The sequence below is a fragment of the Nocardia sp. bgisy134 genome (assembly GCF_057708325.1).
Genome location: NZ_JBYIRW010000030.1, coordinates 1 through 24,399, shown reverse-complemented (window position 1 = coordinate 24,399; position 24,399 = coordinate 1). Strand labels below are relative to the sequence as shown.

The 24,399-nt window shown below is 69.1% G+C and carries 24 protein-coding genes; 11 read left to right on the top strand and 13 right to left on the bottom strand.

Features of this window, described 5'->3' with window-relative positions:
- Positions 1–9 precede the first annotated feature (9 nt).
- From AC3ERS_RS34330 to AC3ERS_RS34305, 6 genes are all read right to left on the bottom strand, one after another.
- Positions 10–1,440, bottom strand: a complete 1,431-nt coding sequence (locus tag AC3ERS_RS34330; RefSeq protein WP_431972321.1) for an L-fucose/L-arabinose isomerase family protein — start codon at positions 1,438–1,440, stop codon at positions 10–12.
- Between the two features lie 137 nt (positions 1,441–1,577).
- The gene (locus tag AC3ERS_RS34325) at positions 1,578–2,459 is read right to left on the bottom strand and encodes a glycosyl hydrolase family 32 (RefSeq protein WP_431972320.1); all 882 of its coding nucleotides are present in this window, start codon (positions 2,457–2,459) and stop codon (positions 1,578–1,580) included.
- Positions 2,460–2,536: 77 nt separating this feature from the next.
- Positions 2,537–3,301 (bottom strand): tyrosine-protein phosphatase, encoded by a 765-nt coding sequence (locus tag AC3ERS_RS34320; RefSeq protein WP_431972319.1) that lies wholly within the window; start codon positions 3,299–3,301, stop codon positions 2,537–2,539.
- A gap of 4 nt (positions 3,302–3,305) precedes the next feature.
- Entirely contained in the window at positions 3,306–5,573 is a 2,268-nt protein-coding gene (locus AC3ERS_RS34315) for a pyruvate, phosphate dikinase (protein ID WP_431972318.1), read from the bottom strand.
- 28 nt (positions 5,574–5,601) lie between these two features.
- Complete coding sequence (locus tag AC3ERS_RS34310; protein WP_431972317.1) at positions 5,602–6,510, bottom strand: ATP-binding cassette domain-containing protein; 909 nt, start codon at positions 6,508–6,510, stop codon at positions 5,602–5,604.
- A gap of 73 nt (positions 6,511–6,583) precedes the next feature.
- Entirely contained in the window at positions 6,584–6,796 is a 213-nt protein-coding gene (locus AC3ERS_RS34305) for a winged helix-turn-helix transcriptional regulator (protein WP_431972365.1), read from the bottom strand.
- Between AC3ERS_RS34305 and AC3ERS_RS34300 the strand changes: the two genes are divergently transcribed.
- On the top strand, positions 6,761–7,471 hold the full coding sequence (locus AC3ERS_RS34300) for an alpha/beta fold hydrolase (protein WP_431972316.1): 711 nt from the start codon (positions 6,761–6,763) through the stop codon (positions 7,469–7,471). The two genes, AC3ERS_RS34305 and AC3ERS_RS34300, sit on opposite strands and share 36 nt — an antisense overlap.
- 37 nt (positions 7,472–7,508) lie before the next feature.
- On the opposite strand, the gene AC3ERS_RS34295 is transcribed toward AC3ERS_RS34300, so the two are convergent.
- The 5 genes from AC3ERS_RS34295 to AC3ERS_RS34275 form a co-directional block, all read right to left on the bottom strand.
- The gene (locus AC3ERS_RS34295; RefSeq protein WP_431972315.1) at positions 7,509–7,880 is read right to left on the bottom strand and encodes a hypothetical protein; all 372 of its coding nucleotides are present in this window, start codon (positions 7,878–7,880) and stop codon (positions 7,509–7,511) included.
- Positions 7,881–7,971: 91 nt separating this feature from the next.
- The gene (locus tag AC3ERS_RS34290) at positions 7,972–8,790 is read right to left on the bottom strand and encodes an SDR family NAD(P)-dependent oxidoreductase (RefSeq protein WP_431972314.1); all 819 of its coding nucleotides are present in this window, start codon (positions 8,788–8,790) and stop codon (positions 7,972–7,974) included.
- A gap of 16 nt (positions 8,791–8,806) precedes the next feature.
- Positions 8,807–9,538, bottom strand: a complete 732-nt coding sequence (locus AC3ERS_RS34285) for a glucose 1-dehydrogenase (protein ID WP_431972313.1) — start codon at positions 9,536–9,538, stop codon at positions 8,807–8,809.
- Positions 9,539–9,549: 11 nt separating this feature from the next.
- Positions 9,550–11,238: a 3-oxosteroid 1-dehydrogenase gene (kstD, locus tag AC3ERS_RS34280; protein WP_431972312.1), complete on the bottom strand. Its 1,689-nt coding sequence runs from the start codon at positions 11,236–11,238 to the stop codon at positions 9,550–9,552.
- A gap of 17 nt (positions 11,239–11,255) precedes the next feature.
- Positions 11,256–12,005: a glucose 1-dehydrogenase gene (locus tag AC3ERS_RS34275; protein WP_431972311.1), complete on the bottom strand. Its 750-nt coding sequence runs from the start codon at positions 12,003–12,005 to the stop codon at positions 11,256–11,258.
- A 151-nt stretch (positions 12,006–12,156) separates the two neighbouring features.
- Here AC3ERS_RS34275 and AC3ERS_RS34270 point away from each other — a divergent pair, with 151 nt between their 5' ends.
- From AC3ERS_RS34270 to AC3ERS_RS34245, 6 genes are all read left to right on the top strand, one after another.
- A complete protein-coding gene (locus AC3ERS_RS34270) occupies positions 12,157–13,326 on the top strand; it encodes an LLM class flavin-dependent oxidoreductase (RefSeq protein ID WP_431972310.1) in 1,170 nt (389 codons plus the stop codon).
- Between the two features lies 1 nt (position 13,327).
- Positions 13,328–14,104 carry a glucose 1-dehydrogenase gene (locus tag AC3ERS_RS34265; RefSeq protein ID WP_431972309.1) on the top strand — a complete coding sequence of 259 codons (777 nt, stop codon included), beginning with the start codon at positions 13,328–13,330 and terminating at the stop codon, positions 14,102–14,104.
- Between the two features lie 10 nt (positions 14,105–14,114).
- Positions 14,115–15,065 carry an alpha/beta hydrolase gene (locus AC3ERS_RS34260; protein ID WP_431972308.1) on the top strand — a complete coding sequence of 317 codons (951 nt, stop codon included), beginning with the start codon at positions 14,115–14,117 and terminating at the stop codon, positions 15,063–15,065.
- Positions 15,062–15,418, top strand: coding sequence for a VOC family protein (locus AC3ERS_RS34255; protein WP_431972307.1), 357 nt, complete (start codon positions 15,062–15,064; stop codon positions 15,416–15,418). Before AC3ERS_RS34260 ends, AC3ERS_RS34255 begins: the two co-directional genes overlap by 4 nt.
- 75 nt (positions 15,419–15,493) lie before the next feature.
- A complete protein-coding gene (locus AC3ERS_RS34250; RefSeq protein ID WP_431972306.1) occupies positions 15,494–17,530 on the top strand; it encodes a TRAP transporter permease in 2,037 nt (678 codons plus the stop codon).
- Entirely contained in the window at positions 17,527–18,522 is a 996-nt protein-coding gene (locus AC3ERS_RS34245; protein ID WP_431972305.1) for a TAXI family TRAP transporter solute-binding subunit, read from the top strand. The genes AC3ERS_RS34250 and AC3ERS_RS34245 overlap by 4 nt, the downstream gene beginning before the upstream one ends.
- Before the next feature lie 137 nt (positions 18,523–18,659).
- Here AC3ERS_RS34245 and AC3ERS_RS34240 read toward each other — a convergent pair whose 3' ends face one another.
- The gene (locus tag AC3ERS_RS34240) at positions 18,660–19,553 is read right to left on the bottom strand and encodes a helix-turn-helix domain-containing protein (RefSeq protein WP_431972304.1); all 894 of its coding nucleotides are present in this window, start codon (positions 19,551–19,553) and stop codon (positions 18,660–18,662) included.
- A gap of 93 nt (positions 19,554–19,646) precedes the next feature.
- Here AC3ERS_RS34240 and AC3ERS_RS34235 point away from each other — a divergent pair, with 93 nt between their 5' ends.
- Positions 19,647–20,438, top strand: coding sequence for an SDR family oxidoreductase (locus AC3ERS_RS34235; RefSeq protein WP_431972303.1), 792 nt, complete (start codon positions 19,647–19,649; stop codon positions 20,436–20,438).
- A 1-nt stretch (position 20,439) separates the two neighbouring features.
- Entirely contained in the window at positions 20,440–21,507 is a 1,068-nt protein-coding gene (locus AC3ERS_RS34230) for an NAD(P)H-dependent amine dehydrogenase family protein (protein WP_431972302.1), read from the top strand.
- Between the two features lie 92 nt (positions 21,508–21,599).
- On the opposite strand, the gene AC3ERS_RS34225 is transcribed toward AC3ERS_RS34230, so the two are convergent.
- Positions 21,600–21,812, bottom strand: coding sequence for a hypothetical protein (locus AC3ERS_RS34225; RefSeq protein WP_431972301.1), 213 nt, complete (start codon positions 21,810–21,812; stop codon positions 21,600–21,602).
- A 455-nt stretch (positions 21,813–22,267) separates the two neighbouring features.
- Between AC3ERS_RS34225 and AC3ERS_RS34220 the strand changes: the two genes are divergently transcribed.
- Both AC3ERS_RS34220 and AC3ERS_RS34215 read left to right on the top strand, forming a co-directional pair.
- Positions 22,268–23,629, top strand: coding sequence for an NsdA family TPR-like regulatory protein (locus tag AC3ERS_RS34220; RefSeq protein WP_488186256.1), 1,362 nt, complete (start codon positions 22,268–22,270; stop codon positions 23,627–23,629).
- Positions 23,622–24,227 (top strand): 2'-5' RNA ligase family protein, encoded by a 606-nt coding sequence (locus AC3ERS_RS34215; RefSeq protein WP_431972299.1) that lies wholly within the window; start codon positions 23,622–23,624, stop codon positions 24,225–24,227. Before AC3ERS_RS34220 ends, AC3ERS_RS34215 begins: the two co-directional genes overlap by 8 nt.
- Positions 24,228–24,399 lie beyond the last annotated feature (172 nt).

Here is a 24,399-nt window from a genome sequence, read left to right as displayed (position 1 = left end):
GACCGCGCGTCATCGCGGATCGCCGGACGGGACGCGGGAGAACTCGTCGAGCGTGATGCCGAGCAGGTCGCAGGTCGCGCGCACCGCGGCGCGGTGGTCGCCGGGGACGGCGTGAATGTGATTGGCGCCGAAGCGGGACAGGAAATCCTCGGCGCGCGCGTCGAGCCGGGCGAACGCGTGCGGCCACTCTCTGGTGGACTGTTTCATCAGCGATGCGTTGGTCTGCTCGTCGTAGGTCTCGAAATCGCCGAGCATCAGCTGCATCCGGTAGTCGCGGTCCTTGCGGGTCAGCCGCGCCAGGGTCATCGTGCCCGGCGCGGCGAGATGGTGCACCGAGGCGCCGCCCGCGGGGAAGAAGAACACCTCCGGGTACAGGTGCACCCTGGCGAGGTTCTCCGCCGGATCGGCGCTGCGGGCGGCGAACCAGGTCGCGTGCTGGCCCGAATTGCACAGATCCCAGATGTCGCGGTCGGCGTGGTAGTGCCGGACGTCGGCGAACAGCACCGGGGTGCCCGCGAGGTGTTTGAGCAGCTGCATGGTGAGCGCGCCATCCATGTCGGCCTCGGTGGCGCAGACGTGGGTGTCCTTGGGCCCGTTCCAGTCGTAGGGGTCGTTGAGGAACGCCTCGGTGACGTCCATGGTCGCGAAATACTGGGTGAGTTCCGGCTGGCCCTTGATGCCGGAGAAGTCCAGCCGCCACTGCGCGATCAGCTCGCGCATCGCCAGATAGGAGCGGATCTGGCGCTCGAGCAGCTCCGGGGTGAGTTTGGCGCCGTCGTAGTGCACCGTGGCGTGGCGCTCCAGCCACGCCCGCGCGGCCTTCGCCTCACCGGCGTCGGCGCTCTCGGCCCGCCGCACGATCTCCCACTGGTCGATCTCCTCGACGTCGATGCCGAACAATTGCTGCCACTGATCGGTGTTCGCGACGGCGGTGTTCATGCCCATCGGCCGCCCACCGATGCGTCCGAAAGTGCTGCCGCGCAACGCCGAGACGGCCGCGGCCGCGGTGGCCCGCACCCCGATCGCCTCGATCAGCGCGGCATCCGCCGGATCGCCCCACAGCCGGGTGTGCGCGCGGCCGATCTGGTCCAGCGCGCCGCCCGCGGCGAGCATCCCCACCATGCCGGGCTGCACCGGATCGATGTTCGACAGCAACAGCAGCGGTCCGGGAATCGCGCCCGCGGCGAGCATGCTGAAGTGCGGGAACGCCCAGACCGCGTAGTGCAGCACGGTGAGATCGACGCCCGCCGCGGACACCTCGCGCGCCACCGATCCGGCCAGCGCGTTGTCGCTGATGATCTCCGTGCCGCGCACCACCTCGTGCCCCGCCGCCGTCAGGGCGTCGACGAGGCGGTCCTCGGTGGTCCGGATGAAGTCCGTGATGCCGGTGTGCACATAGTCGCGGCCGTCGGAAACACTGATCACGCCGATACGGGCCATGCCGTTACCTCCCCGCGGTGGGTGGGCGGATAGTCGACTCGTTCAACAGATACCAGGCCACCCAGCCGAATCGGCCTCTTTCGGCGAATCGGAGCCGGGATCGTCACCGAGCGGGGAGCCTGCGCGGCGCGTCTCGGTCAGCGCGGCACGGCGACGCCCGCGGGCGGCGGCGGGAACGTCAGCGGCGCGAGATGCACACCGCCCTGCCCCCATCCGGCGCTGGTGACCCACCAGCGACCCGCGTCGCGGACGACCTCGGCGGCGTGCGCGGCCACGTGGCCGATCTTGTCACCGATGCGGAAGCGAAAAGGGTTGTCGCTGCGGAAGACATCGGTGCCGACGTAGCCGGGCCGCGGACCGACGAACAGGTACCAGCGGTCTTCGTGCCGCACCACGAACGGCGACTCCGTGTTGCCCGCCTCGGTGCCGATCGTCGGATCGGCGTAGGCGATGTGCCGCTCGCCCCAGTGCCACAGGTCGGTGCCGAGCCGGTAGGCGACGACGTGATGACCGCCCGCGGGCGTGCCGGTCGCGCAGTAGTACATCGCCCACTTCTCGCCGATGCGCAGCACCATCGGATCGCGGGCGTCGTAGCCGTCGCGGAACAGCGGCCCGCCCGGCGCGCGCTCCCAGTGGGCCAGGTCGGTGGAGGTGGCCAGATTGATCGCCGCCCTGGTCCGGTCGGCGCCGCCCGCGGCGTAGTACATGAAATACGTTGCGCCGGAACGGATCACGTATGGCGCCCAGAGGTGGGTTTCGCCGTGGTAGCCGGGATCGACCCGGAGCGCGGGCTCCCGTTTGGTCCATGGACCGTGCAGGTCCGGCGCGGTGGCGTGCGCGAACTCGATCTCGTGGAACGGATCGGCGGGTTCGCGGTGGGTGATACCGAACAGGTGCCAGCCGCCGTCCCGGTCCTGGACGATCGTGTGGTCGTTGATGTACCACGGGTGTGCCTCGCCCGCGCTGGGGTCGTAGATCCTGGTGAACCGGCCCGCTCGCACCACTTCGCGCGTCGCCATATGACCATGATCCCGCCGCGCGGGCCGCGGCGGGCCGGGTTGGCCCGAGCCGCGGACCGCGCGGAACCAGCGAGCGGTCAGTTCTCGACGAGCACCCGGCGCAGATCCGCCAGCTCACGGTCACCGAGGCCGTGCGCGCGCAGCCAACCCTCCGCGCCGCCGTGGTCGGCCCGGAGCCGTTCGAGGAACGCGATCATCACATCGGGTTGCACCGCCAGGATCCCGGTGCGCACCGGGGGCAGCCCGTGATACGACGGCAGCGCGTCGAGGCGGGCGCGGACCCGCGCCATCCGCTCGCCGGACAGGGCGTAGTCCGCCGCGATCACCTCCGCGGGCACGCCGACGGCGTCCAGCAGCACCGCGGCCAGGACGCCGGTGCGGTCCTTGCCCGCGGCGCAGTGGAAGACCACCGAATGCCGATCGGTGTCGGTGATCAGCCGCACGGCGGCGAGCACGGATGCGACGCTGCCGTCGAGGAGTTCGCGGTAGAGCGACACCAGGTCGTAGTGCTTGGCGTCGGGTACGAGATCGGCGGGGGTGACGGTGGTCGCCGCCGCCTTGCGCACGGGCAGGTTGACCAGCCGGACGTCGGCGCCGGTGAGCAGGCCGTAGCCTTCCCGCTCGACCTCGTCGGGGTTGCGCAGGTCGATCAGGGTGCGCAGACCCACCCGGCCGGTCAGCAGGACCAGATCGTCCTCGGTCAGGTGCTGCGGGGTGCTGGCGCGGTACACCGCGCCGAAGCGGGTGACGCCGCCACCGGGCACGGGCAGCCCGCCGAGGTCGCGAACGTTGTCGATCTCGGCGAACTCGACCCATCGCCGCGGGGAACTGTCGGTGTGCATGGCGTCAGTGGGCCCGGCCCGCCGCGGCCTCGTCGGCGCGATTGAGCCCGCACAGGCCGATGAGATCTTCGTGCAGCTCGAACCACACGGTGTGGTAGCTGTCCATGATCGGACGCGCCACCCAGGTGTGATCGCCGCCGTCGATGCGCTCCACCGCGCGTTCGAGGCGGCCCGCGTAGCGCGACAACCGCGGCGCGATCTCGCCGATCCGGCGCACCAGCGGCGCGACCTGGCCGTGCGCGGCGCGCAGCCGGTCCAGCACCGCGGTGTCGTAGGCGATGTCGGCGTGGTCGTTGACGGTCGCGGCGTCCTTCATCTGCCAGGCGGTGATGATCTCCTTGAGTTCGGCGTTGTACACGCAGAATTCGTCGTAGGCCGCCGCGATCACGGTGGCATCCACCGTTTCGCGCTCCGCGGTGAGCAGGCGGGCGAGCTCGCCGCGGCCCTCGGGTGTGAGCCGCACGCCGACCGGGGTGGCCGCGCACAGTCCGCGGACGACGAGATCCGCACAGGCGGTCTCGGCCGCAGCGTCCGCGAGGCTGTCGGCCACGGCGTCGGGGTTGACCCGGCCCTTGATGCCGATCAGGCGGAGCAGGTCGAGGTCGGAGGCGGGGAGGTGAACGGGGGTGGCGTGCTGCTGCGTCCGGCCGTCGCGCGGGGTGGTGTGCGGCAGAGCGTGATCGGACGCAGGCGAGGTCCCTGCTGTCATTCGTCCATTCTCGGTCGAATGCGTTGCCGAAGAGGGGTTTTCGGCGTCGGCGGACCGTTCGGCGAGCAGGCCGACCAGTTCGTCAGGAGCCACCGCGGCCCAGCGGGCGAGCTGCGCCACGTCCTCGATCACGCTCTGCTCCACGGCCTTTCCGGTGATCTCGCCCAGCCACACCGCGCCCGCGCCACCGTCCACGGTGACCACGCGTCCGGCGAGCGCCGCCACCACGCCAGGGCCGCAGCCGACCACGCACGGCCTGCCCAGTTCCCGGCTCACCAGCGCGGCATGCGAAGTGGCGCCGCCGAGTTCGGTGACGATGGCCCGCGCCGCGATCATGCCGTGCAGATCGTCGGGGCTGGTGGTCGGCCGTGCGAGAACAACGTCTTCGCCTGCCGCGGCGCGGGTTTCGGCCTCGTCGGGATCGGTGACGACGACGCCGGAGGCCAGGCCGGGGCAGGCCGACTCGCCGCGGGCCAGCGGCGGCCGATCGGTCTCCGCGCCGGAGGCCGGTCGCAGCACCGTGCGCACCTGCTCGGCGTCGACGCGGCGCAGCGCCGTCGCCGGATCGATGAGCCCTTCGCTCGCCATGGCGACCGCGGCGCGCACCGCGGCGCGGGCCGAGCGCTTCGCGGGCCGCGATTGCAGCAGCCAGAGCCTGCCGGATTCCACGGTGAATTCGATGTCCTGAATGTCGCGGCCGTCGCGTTCCAGCAGGTCGGCGGCGGCGAGCAGCTGCTCGTGCACGTCGGGCATGGTGACCGCGAGCTCGTCGAGCGGGCGCGGGGTGGTGCGGCCGGAGACCACGTCCTCACCCTGACCGCCGACCAGCCATTCGCCGAACACGACGCGCTCGCCGGTGTTCGGGTTGCGGCTGAACAGCACGCCGGTGCCGGAGAGCGCGTCGAGATTGCCGAACACCATGGCCTGCACCGTCACCGCGGTGCCGAGGTCGTCGGAGACGCCGCGGCTGCGGCGATAGGTCTTGGCCCGCGCGGAATCCCAGGACCGGAAGACCGCGGCGACCGCGCCGCGCAGCTGCTCCCACGGGTCGCTCGGGACCGCGCCCTGCGGGTCGCCGAGCACGATCTCGCGGTACTGCGAGCGGAATCGGCGGTGGGTGTCCGCGGCATACCCCGGGTTGCGCGTCTCGGCGGCGAGCGCCCGCTCCACCTCGTCGTTGATGCCGAGGTTGAGGACGGTGTCCATCATGCCGGGCATGCTCACCGCGGCGCCGGAACGCACCGACACCAGCAGCGGGCGCTGGGCGTCGCCGAAGCGTCGCCCGGTGCCGCGCTCCAGCGCCGCGACGCCTGCCCGCACCTGGAGCCAGATCTCCTCGCTCAGCGCACCCCGCGCGCGGAAGTCGGCCCAGCCCTCGGTGGTGACGGCGAACGCGGGCGGCACCGGCAGGCCGAGCGCCCGCATGTGGTCGACGCTCCATGCCTTGCCGCCGATGCGGTCACGGCCCAGCGCGCAGGTGCCGTCGAGTTCGGCAACGGACGGTGCGGTGCTCTCCAGGGCGGCGCGTTCGGGTCGCTCCACGGGCTCCACTCCGATCGTCATGTCACTCCTTCGGGTTCACGTTCTCGACTCACCACCGCGGTCGGCGGGGACGCGGGCCGACGACCGGCGTGCCTGATGAACGGCACACCGGCGTGCCGGGCGAATGGCACAGCATCGACGCGCCTTTCAGCCTGCCCGTGCGCGTCGGAGGTGCGTACCCGTCGTCCCGTTCAGCAGGACGAGCGCCACTCTCGGTGAGCCGAACCCGCCGCGCGTCGTCCGCCGGCTCGGGGCGCGCGCTCCATGTAGTCCGTGCGTTCGAGCCGCTCCACCAGGAATCCGGCAGTCTGCGCGGTGTCCCGGTTCTGCTCGACGGACCCGCCTCTGCCGAGTGTCGGGCGCCCTCGGCGGGTGCGTGAGGTTTCGGTTGGAGGTCGTCAGGCCGCGGTGGCGAGATGGCGGCGCAAGTAATCCGCGGTGATCGACCGCCGATCGGCGACGAGGTCGCCCGGCGTCCCCGCGAAAACGATCTCGGCACCGTGCTTGCCGCCTCGGGCCCCAGGTCGATGACCCAGTCGGCCCGTTCGACCACCTCGAGGTCGTGCTCGATGACGATCACCGTGTTGCCGCCGTCCACCAAGCGGTCCAGCAGCGCCATCAGCGTGTCCACGTCGGCCATGTGCAGCCCGGTCGTCGGTTCGTCCAGCACGTACACCCCGCCGCGGCGGTGCAGGTGATCGGCGAGCTTCAGGCGCTGGCGTTCGCCGCCGGACAGCGAGCTGAGCGAGCGGCCGAGGGTGAGGTACCCGAGGCCGACGTCGCACAGGGCTCGCAACGGCGTCAGGATGCGGTCGCGCCCGCGCCAGAACCCCAGGGCCTCCGACGCGGTCATGTCGAGCACGTCGGCGATCGACGCCCCGCGCACCGTGTAGCCGAGCACTTCGGGGCGATACCGCCTGCCGTGGCAGACCCGGCACACCGTGGTCACCGGATCCATGCCGCCGAGCTCGCCGACCGATTCCGCGTCCGCACCGCCGAAGTCCAGCCCCTCGCGCCGCAGGCGATCCGGCCTAAGTCGTGTCCTGTAATGGGTTGGAGCTGTTTCTTTCTCGGTTGTCGAAGCTGCTGCGTGCCGCGCTGATAGCGGGGGCTGCGATCCTGGCCCAGTCGGTCAGCGCTTCGAGCGGTTCTCGGATGTCTTCGACCAGTTGCGTGGTGGCGTATTCGACGCGGGGTGGTGAGTCCGGATGGACGGTGCGGGTGACAAGTCCGTTGCGTTCCAGATCAGCGGGTACACCAGAGCTCTCGTCTCCGATTTCACGGTGATATCGGTCGATCCGCTGGGTCTGGGCGACAGTGACGCGCCCACGCGTGCCGAGGACTATCGACTGGAACGCCGAGTGGAGTCGGTGACGGCCGTTCTCGATGACGTGGGTGTCGACCGTGCCGCGTTCTGGGGATACTCGCTCGGCGCCATGACCGGGTACGCGGTCGCCTCCCACGCACCGGAGCGGTTGACGTGCCTGGTGGCGGGCGGTTTCGATCCCGTCGGCGGATTCCGGTCCGCGGTCGAGCCCACCCTCGCCGAATTGGGTCTGCCGCCGGACACCGATGCCTACCCGGTAATGGAGCAGGCCGCCGCTGCCGATCCGTACCAGGCCGCATTGATCGCGTCCGGCGTGCGAGATGCGTTCCGCGCCAATTACGCGATGTTCTCTCGTGAACCCGGCCTGCATATCGGCGTTGCCACAGCCGGGATACCGGTACTCATGTACGCCGGTACGGCCGATCCCTGGCACGAGCCGATGCGAGAATTCGCCGAGCGCACCGACGAGGCGCGCTTCTTCTCCGTCGCCGACGCCGACCACCAAGGCTGCTGGGACCGCTCCCGCGACGTGCTCCCGCCCGTGGCCGAGTTCCTGTCCAGCGCGAAATCATCCGGTGTGGGCCGCTGCTGATATGAATGATCCACGGGCACAACGTTTTCGATGTGCTTCACAGCGCGGGGTGGAAGTCGATGTCACGGTGTGTGCCGGGCGGGCGTTGTTCGGCGAGAGGGTAGAGCCAGCGGACACAGGCGTGGATCGGCTCGAGGTCGGGCAGTTCGATGGGGTGGCCGTCGTCGTCGAAGATCATGCCCAGCAAGTGGAATCGGCCGTCGGGGAGACCGAGGGCGGCGGCTTGGTCGGCGGACAGGTCGACCCGGGTGACGCTGTGGCGCGTCACCCGGAGCGCTTCGACGACGGCGGGCCGCACGGTGGTGTCGAGCGCGGTGACGACCGCGCGGAAGCGACAACCGCGCAGCCGCCACAGTTCCCACTCACCGGCGCGCACCCTGGCGGCGCGCGCGGGCAACCGATGGGGCACTTCGATTACGTAGAGTTCCCCGATTCGGACATCTTGAGCACGCACAATTCCAGCTTGCCACCGGTTGCCGCGCCCGTAACGCCCTGTTTGCTCAGTTGACCTCGTTCTTCATCTGAGCCGTGATGATTCGCTGATAGCCGGACCCGAAGAGGCGGGGGAGCAGATCGATGACGCGGGCGTCTGCGCCGACGAGGATCTTGGCCTTGTCCTTCTGGATGCCGCGCAGGATGATCTTCGCCGCGGACTCGGGGGTGGTCTTGGCGAGCCGATCGAAGTTGGCGGCCAGGGCATCGCGGTCACGGTCGCCGCCCGCGCGGGCCTTCCACGCGATCTCGGTCTTCACCATGCCCGGGTGCACACTGCTCACCCCGACCGGGTGCCCGGCGATCTTCATCTCCTGGCGCAGCGCGTCGGTGAAGCCGCGGATACCGAATTTCGTTGCGTTGTAGGCGCCTTGGCTCGGGCAGGCGGCCAGGCCGAACATACTGGAGACATTGGCGATGTGGCCGTCACCGGAGGCGATCACCTGCGGCAGGAACGCCTTGGTGCCGTGCATGACGCCCCAGAAGTTGATGTTCACGATCCATTCGAAGTCCTCCCAGCTGAGTTCCTCGACGGTGGCCGTCAGCGAGACGCCCGCGTTGTTGACCAGCAGGTTGGCCGGACCGAATTCGGCCTGCACTTCCTCCGCGTGCGCGTAGAACGCGGCGCGGTCGGTGACGTCGAGCTTGTAGGCGCGCGCCTTCGCCCCCTCCCGCTCGCACAGCGCGGCGGTCTCGCTGACATTGGCCAGGTCGCGCCCGGACAGCGCGAGACGCGCACCGTTGCGCGCCAATTCGAGCGCGAGCGCCCGCCCGATCCCCGCACCGGCGCCGGTGATGACGGCGACCTTGTCCTGGAAGTTCTTCACAGCAGTTGTCCTCGTGTCATTTGGTCGTGAAGCCGCCGTCGGCGACGAATTCCGCGCCGGTGCAGTACGCCGACTCGTCGGAGATCAGGAACAGCACTACGTTGGCCAGCTCGTCGGGCGTGGCGGCGCGGGGCAGCGGCTGATCGTGCACCATCGAGTTCGAGCGATCCGACGCGGCGGTCATCTCGGTGGCGACGACGCCGGGATGCACCGAGTTGACCCGGATTCCGTCCGCCCCGAACTCCTGCGCCGCCGCCTTGCTCATGCCGCGCACCGCCCATTTGGACGCGACGTAGCCGAGGATGTTGGAGAAGGCGATGATGCCGCCGATGGAGGAGATGTTCACGATGGAGCCGCCGCCCGCCCGGCGCATCGATGGCACAACGGCTTTCATGCCGAGGAACACGCCCACCTGGTTGACGTCGATCACCTTGCGGTAGTCCGCTTCGGCGAGCTTCTCGATCGGGTCGACGTGCACGATGCCCGCGTTGTTGACCAGGCCCCAGACGGGTCCGAAGGCCCGCTCGGCCTCGGCGACCACCGACTGCCAAGCGCTTTCGTCGGTCACGTCCAGCGGCAGGAACAGCCCCCGCTCGCCCAGTTCGGCGGCGACCGCCTTGCCCTCCTCGGCGAGCACGTCGGTGATCACCACCGACGCGCCCTGGCTCGCGAGCTTGCGCGCGAACGCCGCGCCCATGCCCCGCGCCCCGCCGGTCACGATGACCGTCTTACCGCTGACTCTGTCCATGTCGTGTCCTTTCACGCCTGGGCCTGGTCGAGATCGGCCAGGTGGTTGGCCGCGATGTAGCCGAACACCATGGCCGGGCCGATGGTGGCGCCCGCGCCCGCGTAGCTGTTGCCCATGACAGCGGCCGAATTGTTGCCCGCCGCATACAGTCCCGCGATCGGCGCACCGTCGGCGCGCAGCACCCGGGAGTGCTCGTCGGTGACCAGGCCGCCCTTGGTGCCGAGATCGCCCGGCACCATCTCCACGGCGTAGAAGGGCCCCTTGTCGATCGGCGCCAGACACGGGTTCGGCGTGACAGTGGGGTCGCCGTAGTAGCGGTCGTAGGCGGATTCGCCGCGGTGGAAGTCCTCGTCGCGCCCGGCCGCCACGAAGCCGTTGAACCGCTGGACGGTGGCGGTGAGGGCGTCGGCCGGAACGCCGATCTGCGCCGCGAGTTCGGCGAGCGTGTCGGCCTTCTTGATGATGCCCGCGTCGAAGTACTTCTGCGGAATGGGTTGCTTCGGGAAGGTGCCGAGGAACAGGTACCGGTCGCGGAAGCGCTGATCCATGATGAAATGCGCTGGCACGTGGCCGATTCCGGACGCGTTCCGCTCGTACATGGTGTGCACCACGTCGACGTAGCTGGCCGATTCGTTGGTGAACCGCTCGCCCGCGTCGTTGACCATGATGGCGCCGGGCTGCGAGCGTTCGGCCAGGCAGAAGAACGGCGGGCCGTCGGGGTTGCGCACCGAAGGGCCCCACCACGCGTCGTCCATGAGATCGAGCGCGGCGCCGACCTCTTCGCCTGCGCGGATGCCGTCGCCGACGTTCTCGGTGGCGCCGACGGTCCAGTCCGTGCTCACCGGCTCGGCGAAGAACTGCTTGCGCATCTCCAGGTTGTGCTCGAAGCCGCCCGCGGCGAGCACCACGCCGCGCCGGGCCCGCAGCACGATCGGCGCGCCGTCGCGCTCGGCGCGCACGCCGACCACCGCGCCGTCCTCGGTGAGCAACTCGGTGAGCGGCGTGTTCAGCCACACCGGCACCCCCGCGTCGCGCAGCGCCAGCCACAGCCGGGCGACGAGCGCCTTGCCGAGGCTGAGCGGCAGGCGCCCGCGCAGCTTGTTCGCGACCGCCTTGGCGCCGACCTTCATGGCCGTGCGCTTGCCCTTCCAGGTGCGCGCGATCATGTTGAGATCGTGGAAGTCGCTGACGGTGAAGGCGATTCCCTTGGGGCCGGACATCGTCGGCTGGTTGATCAGTGCCAGGTCGTCGCCGAGCAGGCGGCCGTCGACGATGGCGGGCTCGATGCTGCGCCCCTGGGCCAGGCCGCCGGGCAGTTCCGGGTGGTAGTCGGAGTAGCCGCGGTCGTAGACGAATTCCAGATGCGGGGTGCGGCCGCTCAGGTACGTCATCATCCGAGGGCCGTTGTCCAGGAAGGCGTCCTGCTTGGCCTGCGGAACCCGGTCGCCCACCACGGATTTCAGATAGACGCGGGCCAGATCGGGGCTGTCCGGCACGCCCTCGCGCACCAGCACGGGGTTGTTCGGGATCCACACCCCGCCGCCGGAGCGCGCCGTGGAACCGCCGAAGCTGCGGCTCTTCTCGATCAGCACCACCGAAAGGCCGCGGTAGGCGGCGGTGAGCGCGGCGGTCATGCCCGCCGCGCCGGAACCGACGACCACCACGTCGTAGGCGGCCTCGGTGGTCTTCTGCTGAGACATCGGTCTGCCTTTCTCGTTCAGTAGCCTGCGCCGGTGAGCATGCCGCCGTCGACGACGACCTCGGTGCCGGTGCAGTAGCCTGCGGCGTCGGAGGCCAGGAAGACCACCGCCTCGGTGACCTCCTCCGGCCTGCCCCAGCGCGGGATCGGCAGTCCGGCGAAGAACTTGTCGCCGTCCACGCCGGAGGAGGCGTTGGCGGTCATCGGCGTGGCGATGCCGCCGGGGTGCACGGAATTCACCCTGATGCCCGCCTTGCCCAGCTCGCGGGAGGCCGATTTGGTGACGCCGCGCAGCGCGAATTTGCTCGCGCTGTAGGCGGAGAGCCCCGCCGCGCCGATGAAACCCTCGACCGAGGAGATGTTGACGATGGAGCCGCCGCCCGCCGCGGTGAGCGCGGGGGCCGCGGTCTTGATGCCCAGCCAGGTGCCGGTCACGTTGACGTTCAGGATGGTGCTGAAATCGGCGAGGCTCATGTCCGCGATGCTCTGGAAGCGCAAGATGCCCGCGTTGTTCACCAGCACGTCGAGCTTGCCGAACGTCTCGGTCGCGGCGGTCACCGCCGCGGTCCAGCCGGCTTCGCTGGTCACGTCGTGGTGCACGTAGTGCGCGGCCGCGCCGAGCTCGGCCGCCAGCTGCTCGCCCTGCTCGTCGAGCACATCGCCGAACACCACCCGTGCGCCTTCGGCGACGAAGCGGCGCACGTGTTCGGCGCCCATCCCGCGCGCGCCACCGGTGATCAGCGCGACCTTGCCTTCGAGTCGACCCACTGCGGTCCTTCCTTTCTGCTGCCTCGCTTCGAAGCTAGGTCTCCGGCATCGGCGCGGGGGTGCGCAGTCTCAGCCAGCGAGACATGCACCTGACCTCCACGGCAGCATCGGAAATATTTCTACTAGGCATATTGAGAAGTGGAGGCAATGCATGAAGTTCTCGATGATCTTCGAGGCGCAGATGACCGACCCGTCGGCCGAGCACGAACGGCAGGTGCTGCGCGACTGCGTGGAGCAGGCCGTGCTCGCCGAGGAGATGGGCTTCGACACCGTCTGGGCCGTGGAGCATCACGGGTTGAAGTGGTACGCGCACATGAGCGCCCCGGAGATCTTTCTCACCTGGGTGGCCGCGCGCACCGAACGCATCAGGATCGGGCACGGCGTGGTCTGCATGCCGTTCAACTTCAACCACCCGGTGCGCGCCGCCGAACGCGCCGCCATGCTCGATGTGCTCTCCAACGGCCGGGTGAACCTGGGCGCGGGCCGCGGCGCGACCCCGCAGGAAACCTCCATGTGCGGCGTCGACCCCGACCGCACCTACCAGGAGGTCGAGGAGTCGCTGCGCATCATCGGCAAGGCCTGGCAGGACCCCGAGGGCGAATTCGAGTGGCACGGTGAGTTGCTCGACATCGACCCGCACCCGATGCTGCCGCGCCCGGTCCAGCTGCCGCACCCGCCGCTGTTCATGGCGTGCACCAAGAAGGACACCCTGAAGCTGGCCGCCGACTACGGAATCGGCGCACTGGTCCTCGGTTTCGCGGGCGTCGAGGAGATCGCCGAACTGCGCCGCACCTACGACCAGGCCATCGCCGAACGGACCGGCGAGAAGTTCGTTTCCACCGTCGTCAACGATCACTTCGCGGCGCTGTGCCCGACGATCGTGCTGGAGGATCGCGAGAGGGCGCAGCAGATCGGCGCGCGCGGCCAGCGGTTCTTCGCGCAGTCGATCAAGCACTGGTACGGCGCGGGCCCGGTGCCGGACGAGGCCGTCGACCCCAACGCCGACGAGCTGGCCGCCATCAAGCAGGCCGCCGACGACCACGTCGCCTACCTGCACGAGGCCAAGATCCCGGTGAAGACCGGCGCGACCTCGGTGTTCAACGCCGAGCACGCCTACGGCTCGCCGGAGGACGCCATCGCCTACGTCGAACGGTTGAAGGCGGCGGGCGCCGACGAGATCCTGTGCCTGATCCAGATGGGCACCGTGCCGCAGGAAGCCTGCCTGGAGACCATCCGGCACTGGGGCGAGACGGTGATTCCGCACTTCCGAGCGAGCGCAGCGAGCCGGAACGGACACTACAGCCGGAAGAACGAGGAGTGAGATGACCTCCCTCGACGGGAAAGTCGCGATCATCACGGGCGCGGCGCGCGGGCAGGGCGAGGCCGAGGCTCGGCTGTTCGTCGAGCTCGGCGCCCGCGTGGTGATCACCGACGTGCTGGCCGACGAAGGCAAGGCCGTAGCCGAATCCCTCGGCGACGCGGCGCGTTTCGTGGCGCACGACGTGAGCAGCGAAGCCGAGTGGGCGGCGGCGGTGCAGACCGCCGAACGCGATTTCGGCCGCCTCGACGTGCTGGTGAACAACGCCGCGATCTACACCACCAAGGCGCTGACCGACACCAGCGCCGAAGAGCTGGAACGGATTCTGCGGGTCAACCTGGTCGGCTCCTTCTTCGGCATCAAGGCCGTGGCCGGTCCGCTGGCCGCCGCGGGCGGCGGGTCCATCGTGAACATCTCCTCGCAGGCCGGTTTGCAGGGCCTGATGGGGCACGCCGCGTACGGCGCCTCGAAGTGGGGTCTGCGCGGACTGACGAAGACCGCGGCGCTCGAGCTCGGCCCCGCGGGCATCCGGGTGAACTCGGTGCATCCGGGTCCGATCCACACGCCGATGATCGGTCACCTCGGATTGAACACCGGTCCGGGGAGCTTCCCGGCGCTTCCGCTCGGGCGCGTCGGCCTGCCCGGCGAGGTCGCCGATCTGGTCGCCTTCCTGGCCTCGGATGCCTCGGCCTTCGTCACCGGCGCGGAACTCGCGATCGATGGCGGCCTGTCCGCCGGACAGTTCATTCCACCCGGCGCGCAGCTGCCGGGCATGGAGTAAGGAGCGGATCGTGCCGTTGAAACCCGAAGCCCGCGCCATCGTGGAGCTGGCCTCGGCCGGCTTCCCGAAGCTCGGCACCGAGGTCTTCGATGCTGCCGAGGCCCGTCGCCTGCTGGCGGCGCGGCCCGCGGCGGCGGTCGAGCCGCTCCCGGTCGGCCGGGTCGAGGAGCGGACGGTGCCGGGGCCGGACGGGGCGCCCGAGGTGCGGGTGCGGATCTACTGGCCCGTCGACGCCGGGCCCGGCCTGCCCGTGGTGGTCTTCTGCCACGGCGGCGGATTCACGATTTGTAGCCTGGACAGCCATGACCGGTTCTGCCGGACGATGACCAACGGCGTCGGTGCGATCGTGGTGTCGGTCGACTACCGCCAGGCGCCCGAGCATCGGTTCCCCGCGGCCGCCGAGGACGCCTACGCGGTGGTGCGCTGGGTCGCCGGCCACGCGGACGAGCTCGGCGGCGATCCCGCCCGAATCTCCGTGGCGGGCGACAGTTCCGGCGGCAATCTGGCCGCCGTGGCGACGCTGATGTCCCGCGACCGCGGCGGGCCCGCGCTGGCGCATCAGCTGCTGATCTACCCGATGCTGGATCCGGCCTGCGACACCGTCTCGTACCGGGACAACGCGGACGGGTACTTCACCACGGCCGCGCACCTGCGGTGGTACTGGGAGCAGTACCTCGGCGATGGCGGCGACCGGGATCACCCCTACGCCGCGCCGCCGCGCGCCGCCGACCTGTCCGGACTACCGCCCGCCCACGTCGTCACGGCGGAGTTCGATCCGCTGCGCGACGAGGGGGAGGCCTACGCCGCCCGGTTACAGGCGGCGGGTGTCCCCACCGAGACGGTTCGCTACGACGGGGAGTTTCACGGTTTCGTGAGCATGGCCGATCACCTGCCGGACGCCGAAGCGGCTGCCGCCGCGGCGTTTTCGGCCGTCCGACGAGCCTTCGGGAGCGACGAATGAGCATCGAACGGATCGGGACGATCCTGCCCACCGACGATCTGCCCGCCACCGTCGCGCTGCTCACCGCGCTGCTCGGCGTCGCGCCCACCTTCGTCGACGGCGATCGATGGGCGCAGTTCGACGTCGGGCCGTCGCGAATCATGGTGGCCGGGTCCGACCGGGAAGGGGACGCGGCCGCGCTGTCGGTCAAGGTCGCCGACCTCGACGCCACCGTCACCGCGCTGCGCGGCGCGGGCGTCGCGCTCGCGGACCCGGTCACCGGACCGCACGAGCGCCGCGCCGCGCTCGAAGCGACGCCGGGCAAGCCGTGGTCGGTCGTGCTGTACGAACCTTATGATTCTGCAAAGATTTAGGGGTGAGCGCGCCGCGAGCGAATCTCCGTCGTGAAATCGGGCGAATCGGACGGGACGCGTTGATATCGTCGCACGATGTCCGACACGCGGGACCCGCAGCTCGACGAGGAGCTGCCTGATGATCGGCAGCGGCCGTCACTCGACACGCTCGAGGTGGACGACGCCGAGCGTCCCGCCCGCGAACTGAGCGGGTGGCCCGAGCGGGTGGTCGCGGTCGCGGCCTTCGCGATCGCGATCCTCGCGGTGTGGCAGGTGTTTCGGCCGCTGCCGCAGGGGAGCCAGTACTACCTGGTGGTGTTCCTCGCGGGCACGCTGCCGCTGGTGTTCCTGGCCTATCGCTCGGGCCTGCGGCTGCTCGACCGGTCCTCCGGGCCGGGCGCGCTGGACTGGGCGCTGGCGGCGCTGGCGCTGGCGGTCTGCCTGTATCCGGTGCTGCCGTTCGACATCGGTTCCGGCGGTGGCGGATACGACGCGTTCCTGGATCGGCAGGGCTTGCTCGATCCCGTGGACGTCGCCATGGGCGCGGTGCTGCTGGTGCTGGTGCTTGAGGCCTGTCGCCGGACCACCGGGTGGGTGCTACCCGTGGTCTGCATGACGTTCCTCGCCTACGGCTACTACGGCGGACTGCTGCCGCAGCAGTGGACCATCGCGCACGCGGGACTGGACTTCGCGCAGATCGTCGACGCGCTGTACAACTCGGGCAGCGGCTTCTATGGCACCCCGCTCGACGTCGCGGCCACCTACATCGTGCTCTTCACCCTGTACGGCGCAGTGCTCGAATTCTCCGGCGCCGCGCAGTTCTTCGTCGATCTGTCGGTCGCGGCGTTCCGCCGCTCGCGCGGCGCGGCCGGGCGCACGGCGGTGGCCTCCGGCTTCCTGCTCGGCACGGTGTCCGGCTCCGGCACCGCCACGGCGGTGAGCGTGGGCGCGGTGACCTGGCCGATTCTGCGGCGCGCGGGGTATCCGCCGGAGCAGGCGGGCGGCATGCTGGCCGCCGCGGGCGTCGGCGCGATCCTGTCGCCGCCCACCCTCGGCGCGGCGGCCTTCATCGTCGCCGAGTATCTCGAGGTCTCCTATGTGACCGTGCTCGGGTGGGCGCTGATCCCGACCGTGCTCTACTACCTGGGCATCCTGCTCGCGGTGGAGATCGACGCCAGGCGGCTCGGCACGCGTCCGGTCGAGATCGGCGGCGCGTCGGCCTGGAAGTTGCTGGCCCGCTTCGGCTATCACTTCCTGTCGCTGATCGTGATCGTGGTGCTGCTGCTCCTCGACGTCAGCGCGACGCGGGCCGTCGTCTACGCCACCGCGCTGGCCTTCTCCCTGTCGTTCCTCGACGCGCGCACCCGCCGCCTGGCCCGTTCGCCGCGAGCGGTCTTCCACGCGCTCGGCAACGGCGTCCGCTCCGCGCTTCCGGTGGTCGCGGTGTGCACCGCCGCGGGCGTGATCACCGCGATGACCACCAAGACCGGGCTCGGCGCCCAATTGGCCGCGCTGCTGGTGCGATTCGCCTCGGCGCTGTCGGACAACCAGACCGTCGTGCTCGCGTGCACCGTGGCCTTCGCCGCGATCGCCCTCGCGCTGCTCGGTCTGGCGGTGCCGGTCACCGCCTCGTTCATCATCGGCTGGGCGATCATCGGGCCCGCGCTGCTCGCGCTGGAGGTGCCCGCGCCCGCGGCGGCCATGTTCGTCTTCTACTACTCGGTGCTCTCCGAGGTCACCCCGCCGACCGCACTGGCCGCGGTCGGCGCGTCGGCCGTCACCGGCGGCCGCACGGTGCCGACCATGTGGCAGGCGCTGAAGTACGCGCTGCCCGCGTTCTTGGTGCCGATCGTGTTCGTGCTCACCGAATCCGGTGAACACCTGCTCGGCACCGGCCCCGCGCTGGACGTGCTGTGGACGAGCGTCGTGGCCTGTGCAGGCGTCGCCGCCCTGGCCGCCGCGAGCGGCGGCTGGCTGCTGGGGATCGGCCCGGCCCCGGCGCCCGCGCGCGTGCTCGCCGGGGCGGGCGGACTGGCGCTGCTGTACCTGGAACCCGCCGCGCTGATCGCCGGGCTCGCCGCGCTCGCGGCCGCCGCCGGGTACACCATGCTCTCCCGAAGGAGGACGAAGTGAGAAGAGTCGCAACGATTGTCGCCGTCGCCACCGTGACGGCCGGACTGCTGGCGGGCTGCGGTGGCCGCCAGGACGCGCCGCGCACCGACGCGGGCGGCACGGTGACCTGCGAGGTGACGCGGGATTCGCGCGTCGGCATCGCGACCGGAAACGCCACCGGCGTCTACTTCGCGCTCGGCAACGCCTACGCCGAGCAGGTCGCGCAGGCCACCGGCGGCACGGTGAAGGCCACCGCGGCGGAGACCGGCGCGTCGGTGCAGAACATCCAGCAGCTGGTGGCGGGCACCTACCAGGTGGCTTTCTCGCTCGCCGACACCGCCGCCGACGCCGTGCTCGGCACGGGCAGCTTCGACGGCAAAAAGCAACCGGTGCAGGCGCTTTCGCGGCTCTACCCGAACTACACGCAGGTGATCGTGCGTACCGGGGCCGGCATCGATTCGGTCGCGGACCTGCGCGGCAAACGCGTCTCCACCGGATCGCCGAAGTCCGGCACCGAGGTCATCGCGCAGCGGGTGCTGACCGCCGCGGGCATCGACCCCGACCGCGACATCTCCGCGCAGCGGCTCGATCTCACCAAGACCGTCGACGGCATGAAAGACGGCTCGATCGACGCCATGTTCTTCTCCGGCGGCCTGCCCACCCCCGGCATCACCGACCTGTTCACCTCGGCGCGCGACAAGGTCCGCTTCCTCGACATCGCCGACCTCGCCCCACGCCTGCGCACCGTGAACCCGGTGTACGAACCGGGCACCATTCCCGCCGCCACCTACGGCTTGCCCGCCGACGCGGCGACCATCGTCGTCCCGAACGTCCTGTTGGTCCGCGACGACCTCGACGCCGACCTGGCGTGCGTGCTCACCAAGACCCTCTTCGATCGCAAACCGCAACTGGAACAGGCGAACTCGGCCGCCAAAGGCATCAGCAGGGATACCGCGCGCGAGACCACGCCGGTGCCGCTGCACCGCGGCGCCGAGCACGCGCTGACCAACTGAGCGCTCGCCGCGTCTGATCGTTCACTGTCGCTGATCCTCGCTCCGCTGATCGGTTACTGCCGCTGAGCGCTCACAGCGCCTGTCGGTCACCGCTGCTGAGTCCTCGCCGCGCCTGATCGTTCACCGGGCGTGATCGTTCACCGCGCCGCGATGGCCGCCGTCAGCGCTCGTGCGGCGGCCAGTGTCGCGGCGATGTAGTCGTCGCGCTGTGGTTTGGTCGTGCCGGTCCGCAGCGGACCGAGCTGCACTTCGAACGCCGCCGATCCGTTCGCGTCGAACACCGGCGCGGCGAGATAGCTCAGCGGTAGGTCGGCGTCGGAGTCCAGCTCGCTCCTGGTGAACGGGCGCGCGGTGAGCGCGGCCAGCTGGCGCAGCGCCCGCGCGCGCAGATTCGGTTGCAGCAGTTCGCTTCCCACGGCCGTGAGCAGATCGGCGAGCAGGTCGACCAGGCCCGCGTCGTCGGCGCGCGGCCGGAACAGCGCGACGCCGCGCTCGCGCACCAGCGTGAGCAAGGCGCTCGCGGTGCGCCGGTCCGGTTCGGCCGTGGTGGCCAGCCAGGTGTTCTGCTCGGCCGCCGAACGCCACGGCATGACCGCCGCGCCCGCCGGGAACTGGAGCGGAATCCGGTGGCCGACAGGGATTCCCGGCACCGTGCGGTCCAGTCCGTGCCGGACGTCGAGCACGGTGAGGTGATCGGGTTCGATGCGGCTCAGCGTCGCACCACAGCCCGTCTTCGCGGTCAGCTCGGTGAGAACCTCGCCGATCCCGCGCGGCAGGCGGGCCGTGGTCAGCGCGACGAGCGCGGGCCCGATGCGATAGCCGCGGTCGGGCACGCGCACCGCCCAGTCCGCGGCGTCGAGTTCGGCGAGCACCGCGGTCGCCGTGGCCCTGGCGATGCCGAGGCGTTCGGCGATGGCGGCGACGGGCAGCGGCTCCGTCGCGCTCGCCAGCAGCGACACGATCTCGACCACGCGACGGGTCGGTGGCGAGGGCGATCGGGGCGCGACTTCGTCGGGCTCGGTGTGCTGCATCGGTCTTCCCCTTGTGCCGGTCCGGTCGTCGAACTTACGATGACGAATATAGGACAATCAGTGTCGAATATTCGACATCGGATCGGAGCGCGCATGATTCTCGATCGGTTTCGCATCGACGGGCAGGTCGCCGTCGTCACCGGCGCCGGACGCGGGCTGGGCAGGGCCATCGCCCTCGCGTTCGCCGAGGCCGGTGCGGACGTGCTCGTCGCGGCCAGGACCAAGAGCCAGCTCGACGAGGTCGCCGAACAGATCGCGGCCGTGGGCAGGCGAGCCCACGTGGTGCCCGCCGACCTGAGCGACGCCGACGCGGCCGCGGGCCTGGCCGCCACGGCGGTGGACCGGTTCGGCAGGCTCGACATCGTGGTCAACAATGTCGGCGGCGCGCTGCCGTGCCCGCTGCTGGACACCACGCCCGAGGCGATGGCCGAGGCGTTCGCGTTCAACGTCGGCAACGCGCACGCCCTGGTGCGCGCCGCGGTGCCACATATCCTGGAAACCGCGGGCGGCGGTTCGATTCTCAACATCACCTCGACCATGGGCCGGTTGCCCGGCCGTGCCTTCGCCGCCTACGGCACCGCGAAAGCCGCTCTCGCGCACTACACCCGGCTTGCCGCGCTGGACCTGAACCCGCGCATCCGCGTCAACGCCATCGCACCGGGCTCGATCCGCACCTCGGCGCTCGAAGTGGTCGCGGCGAACGACGCCATGCGCACCCAGCTGGAGACCAAGACGCCGCTGCACCGCATCGGCGAACCGGAGGACATCGCCGCCGCTGCGCTCTACCTGGTGTCCCCGGCGGGCAAGTACCTCACCGGCAAGGTGCTCGAGCCCGACGGCGGCCTGATCACCCCCAACCTCGACCTCCCGATCCCGGATCTGTGACATGACCTATCGCGTAGTGCAATGGGGCACAGGCAATGTCGGCCGCCACGCGTTGGCGGGCATCATCGCCAACCCCGACCTGGAACTGACCGGTGTGTGGGTATCCGGCGCGAAGGCCGGGACGGACGCGGGAATCCTCGCCGGTCTGGACCGTGCCGTCGGCGTCGCCGCCACCAACGACGTCGACGCCGTCCTGGCCGACCGGCCCGATTGCGTCGTCTACTGCTCGATGACCGACAACCGGCTGCCCGAGGCGATCGAGGACCTGCGGATGCTGCTCGCGGCGGGCGTCAACGTGGTCGCGTGCGCGCCGGTGTTCTTCCAGTACCCGTTCGGTGTGCTGCCGGACGAGTTGCTGAAGCCGGTGCAAGAAGCTGCGGCGCAAGGTAATTCGTCGCTCTGGGTGAACGGCATCGATCCCGGTTTCGCCAACGATCTACTGCCGCTCGCGCTCGCAGGCACCTGCCTGCGCATCGATCAGCTGCGGTGCATGGAGATCGTCGACTACGCCAGCTACGACAACCGCGCGGTCATGGTCGACATCATGGGCTTCGGCAAACCGCTGGACGAGACGCCGATGCTGTTGCAGCCCGGCGTGCTCTCGCTGGCGTGGGGGAGCGTGGTGCGCCAGCTCGCCGCGGGCATCGGCGTGACGCTGGACGCGGTCACCGAGACCTACGAGCGCGTCCCCGCACCCGAATCGTTCGACATCGCCACCGGTCACATCGCCGAAGGCACCGCCGCCGCACTACGTTTCGAGGTCCGCGGCATGATCGGCGAGCGCATCGTCACGGTGCTGGAACACGTCACCCGGCTGCGCCCCGACCTGTGCCCGGACTGGCCCCAGCCCGCCCACCCCGAAGGCTCCTACCGGGTGGAAATCACCGGCGAACCTTGTTACGCCATGGATCTGGTGACCTCGAGCCCGCGCGGCGACCACAACTACGCGACGCTGCTGGCGACGGCCATGCGGATCGTGAACGCGGTGCCCGCGGTGGTTTCGGCCCCGCCGGGGATATTGACCGCACTGAACCTACCGTTGATCACGGCGCCCGCGACGAGGTCTTGATCGGCAGCGTTCCAGGGCGACCGCGCAAAGTGCTCGCGAATCAGCCGCGAGGACCTGGTGGCGTTGGGCAATGAAGTGGAAGGCTCGGAGGCTCAATCCCATAGAGCGGCACACGGTAACGGAGGTAGATCGGCACGCACGTCGTCATCGATGGTGACCATCAGCTCCGGAAAGCCCTGTGCTAGTTGATCTGCCACGTTCTGCGCCTGTTCGGCGCCAGCCTGGTAGTCCAACGTCAGGGTGCCGAATTCGATGTGGATGTGCCGAATACGCCGGGATGGGCGAGGAGTCTCAATGCTGATCACCGTGGCCTACTGGCGGAAGGCACAACTCGGCCATCTGCGATCAGAGTACGGAGTGCAGCGGCTTTGCGCTGGCATTTCTTGGCTCGACAAGCAACGTGGAATTGCATCACCGCATGGGCCTGGTCGATCGTAAAGGGCTGCCTGGGCGCCTGGTGGGTTTCAGGCGGGGTCATGGTGGCGAGTTGATGGATAGCGGGCGTCGCGTCGGGCATTGGGGAGTACCTTCCCTGCGGACAAATGGATCGGTCAAGGCGCCCGGTACCAAGGGCTTTCGCCACCTGCTCCGGCTCACCGGGGCGGGTGCGCCGACCGACGGGGTGCGGCGTCGGCTTGGTACCGGGCACCGTTCAAAAGTGCCCGTTGGTGGTTGGTACGCGGAACCGCGTGATGGTCGGATACTGTTGGCCTAACGTACGCATTTCTCCAGGTCAGGACGCAAATCGTAAGGTAAGGCAATGGTCAGAGGGCGGGCATGGACTGGCTTCGAAGCCGTAGCTCTGCAAGAAGCTATGAGGCGATCGGTTCGGGATTTCGCTGCTTCGCTAGGACTGGAGACGACAACCGTAAACAACTGGCGGACTGGCCTCAGCTCTGTAAAACCGCGTTCGAACACGCAGGCCATCCTGGACACCACGCTCGACTTCAAAGCGACACCCGAAGACCGGATACGGTTCGAACAGATCGTCGCTGAAGGGGAGGCTGCCTGGCGTATCCGGCACCAGCGTCCAGCCCGTCGGCCAACGGATGGAAGCGCGACGCCTGCAGATGACGACATGATCAGCATGCCGCGCACCAGGGACAAGGAAGCGAGTGAGTCGTCGCCCTCATATCAGGGAATCAGTGAAGAGTTGATCACCATACTCGCTCGTGTCCACAAGCTGAGCCGGTCGATCAATCCCGAGATCATTCGGCAGTTGCAAAGCATCACGTGCGAGAGCATCGCCCAGTACGAAACGGTTGATCCCTCCGAGCTTGTTCCGGCACTCGAGAAGCAGCGGGTCTGGCTCGATCAACTCATCGACGAGTGCGGTCATCCGGGACAGCGGGGTCGACTGTTCGAGATCGCATGCGAAACCTCAGGGCTGCTCGGCTATGTCGCTGTGGGGTGCGGGAATTTCTCGCTCGCCCGCGCCTATTGCCTGGAGTCCTTCCAGCTCGGCGAGCATGCGCAGGACAACACTCTCTTAGCATGGGCACGCGGCCTGCAAAGTTTCTGCGAGTACTACGCGGGACAGTACGATAGGGCGCTGCACTACGCGCAAGACGGCCTGACTCATGCTGGATCCGGGCCACAGCGTGCCCGCCTCGCGATCAATGGCGTCGCGCGGGCAATGGGAAAGCTCGGCGATATAGAGGGTGTGCATCGCGCGGTCGATCAGGCCTACGAACACTTGACGAACAGCGGTGCGCCGGAGGGGGTTCCCTCCAGCATCTCGCTCGAGAGTTACAGCTCGGCACAAGTGGCCGGCAACGCAGCCACCTCGTATCTCTCTTTGGCGATGCCGGACAAGGTCGAACAGTATGTGGAGCTTGCTTTGCCCGAGATGAATGACACGAACTCGCCGTGGGGTCGTTCGCTCGTCATGATCGACTTGGCTCGGTCGCAAGTTCTAGCGAAAGACGCTGACTTGGATTCCGCGGCGGGGATCATGCTCGACGCCCTCCACGTGTCGCCGGGTAAGCCGATGCTGCAAGTCCGCCGCCGAGGCTCCGAGTTCGTGAAAGATGCCGCGGCCAGGTGGGGAGAATCGGCACAATTGCGTGCTGTACGCGAGGCGTTGGCGAGTATGAATAGCCTTGGTGGACCCAATGAATAGTGCGGACGATGAACGGCGCGATCGTCGCGCAGGAACCCTGGGCTACTACTGGTTCATCACTTTCGAGCATGCCTCGGACCTCCACTCGCTGACCGAAGAGTGCCAACAAGCGATAGGAACTACGTACTTCTATCCCGTCTCCAGGGAGGGTCTGCATCTAACGCTGGACCGAATCTCATACAGCGGAGTGCATGCACCGAAGCAGCTTGATTTGATAGTCACCGCTGCTCGCCGCGTCGGCCAGGATCAATCACCCTTTATGATGACGATTGAGCAGCTCAGTAACCTACGTGGTGCAATCGGATTCAAGGTGTCGCCAGCCGAGCGGGTGCGAGGCCTTCGCGACGCGCTACGTTCGGCAACCTTATCTGTCTTCCCCGAGGCGCCAATAAAAGACTCGGCATCTGATCCACATGTAACGGTGGCTTACCCAGCCAGCGAAGATCTTTCGGCAATGGCTGCTGCGACGTCTGAAAGAGCAAGCACCATGATCCGCAGGGTTGACGTAAAGGTAGCGGAGGTTGTCATGGTCCTGCTCGAACGCCGCCAACACGGGTACTGGTGGAAAGCGATAGCCCGAATTCCGTTGGCGGGTTGACGAGGTGATGGAAGTCCTCGACGCCGCATGACGGCATGGGCGTGCGCCCTATTGATCGCGGTGTGGCTGCTCCGGACAGCGCCGTAGCCGGCTAGGGTGCGTCCTCAAAGTTGTTGTGGCTGATCTGCTTTGTGAGTGGTGAGGGTCTGCTTTGATGTCGCGTTGTGGTGCT

Coding starts and splice junctions, on each gene's coding strand:
- AC3ERS_RS34310 (WP_431972317.1), bottom strand. CDS start 6,510: ATGGATCCGGTGACCACGGTGTGCCGGGTCTGCCACGGCAGGCGGTAT.
- AC3ERS_RS34330 (WP_431972321.1), bottom strand. CDS start 1,440: ATGGCCCGTATCGGCGTGATCAGTGTTTCCGACGGCCGCGACTATGTG.
- AC3ERS_RS34285 (WP_431972313.1), bottom strand. CDS start 9,538: ATGGACAGAGTCAGCGGTAAGACGGTCATCGTGACCGGCGGGGCGCGG.
- AC3ERS_RS34315 (WP_431972318.1), bottom strand. CDS start 5,573: ATGACGATCGGAGTGGAGCCCGTGGAGCGACCCGAACGCGCCGCCCTG.
- AC3ERS_RS34240 (WP_431972304.1), bottom strand. CDS start 19,553: ATGCAGCACACCGAGCCCGACGAAGTCGCGCCCCGATCGCCCTCGCCA.
- kstD (WP_431972312.1), bottom strand. CDS start 11,238: ATGTCTCAGCAGAAGACCACCGAGGCCGCCTACGACGTGGTGGTCGTC.
- AC3ERS_RS34300 (WP_431972316.1), top strand. CDS start 6,761: ATGGACGGTGCGGGTGACAAGTCCGTTGCGTTCCAGATCAGCGGGTAC.
- AC3ERS_RS34320 (WP_431972319.1), bottom strand. CDS start 3,301: ATGCACACCGACAGTTCCCCGCGGCGATGGGTCGAGTTCGCCGAGATC.
- AC3ERS_RS34265 (WP_431972309.1), top strand. CDS start 13,328: ATGACCTCCCTCGACGGGAAAGTCGCGATCATCACGGGCGCGGCGCGC.
- AC3ERS_RS34255 (WP_431972307.1), top strand. CDS start 15,062: ATGAGCATCGAACGGATCGGGACGATCCTGCCCACCGACGATCTGCCC.
- AC3ERS_RS34230 (WP_431972302.1), top strand. CDS start 20,440: ATGACCTATCGCGTAGTGCAATGGGGCACAGGCAATGTCGGCCGCCAC.
- AC3ERS_RS34250 (WP_431972306.1), top strand. CDS start 15,494: ATGTCCGACACGCGGGACCCGCAGCTCGACGAGGAGCTGCCTGATGAT.
- AC3ERS_RS34325 (WP_431972320.1), bottom strand. CDS start 2,459: ATGGCGACGCGCGAAGTGGTGCGAGCGGGCCGGTTCACCAGGATCTAC.
- AC3ERS_RS34220 (WP_488186256.1), top strand. CDS start 22,268: ATGGTCAGAGGGCGGGCATGGACTGGCTTCGAAGCCGTAGCTCTGCAA.
- AC3ERS_RS34235 (WP_431972303.1), top strand. CDS start 19,647: ATGATTCTCGATCGGTTTCGCATCGACGGGCAGGTCGCCGTCGTCACC.
- AC3ERS_RS34215 (WP_431972299.1), top strand. CDS start 23,622: ATGAATAGTGCGGACGATGAACGGCGCGATCGTCGCGCAGGAACCCTG.
- AC3ERS_RS34270 (WP_431972310.1), top strand. CDS start 12,157: ATGAAGTTCTCGATGATCTTCGAGGCGCAGATGACCGACCCGTCGGCC.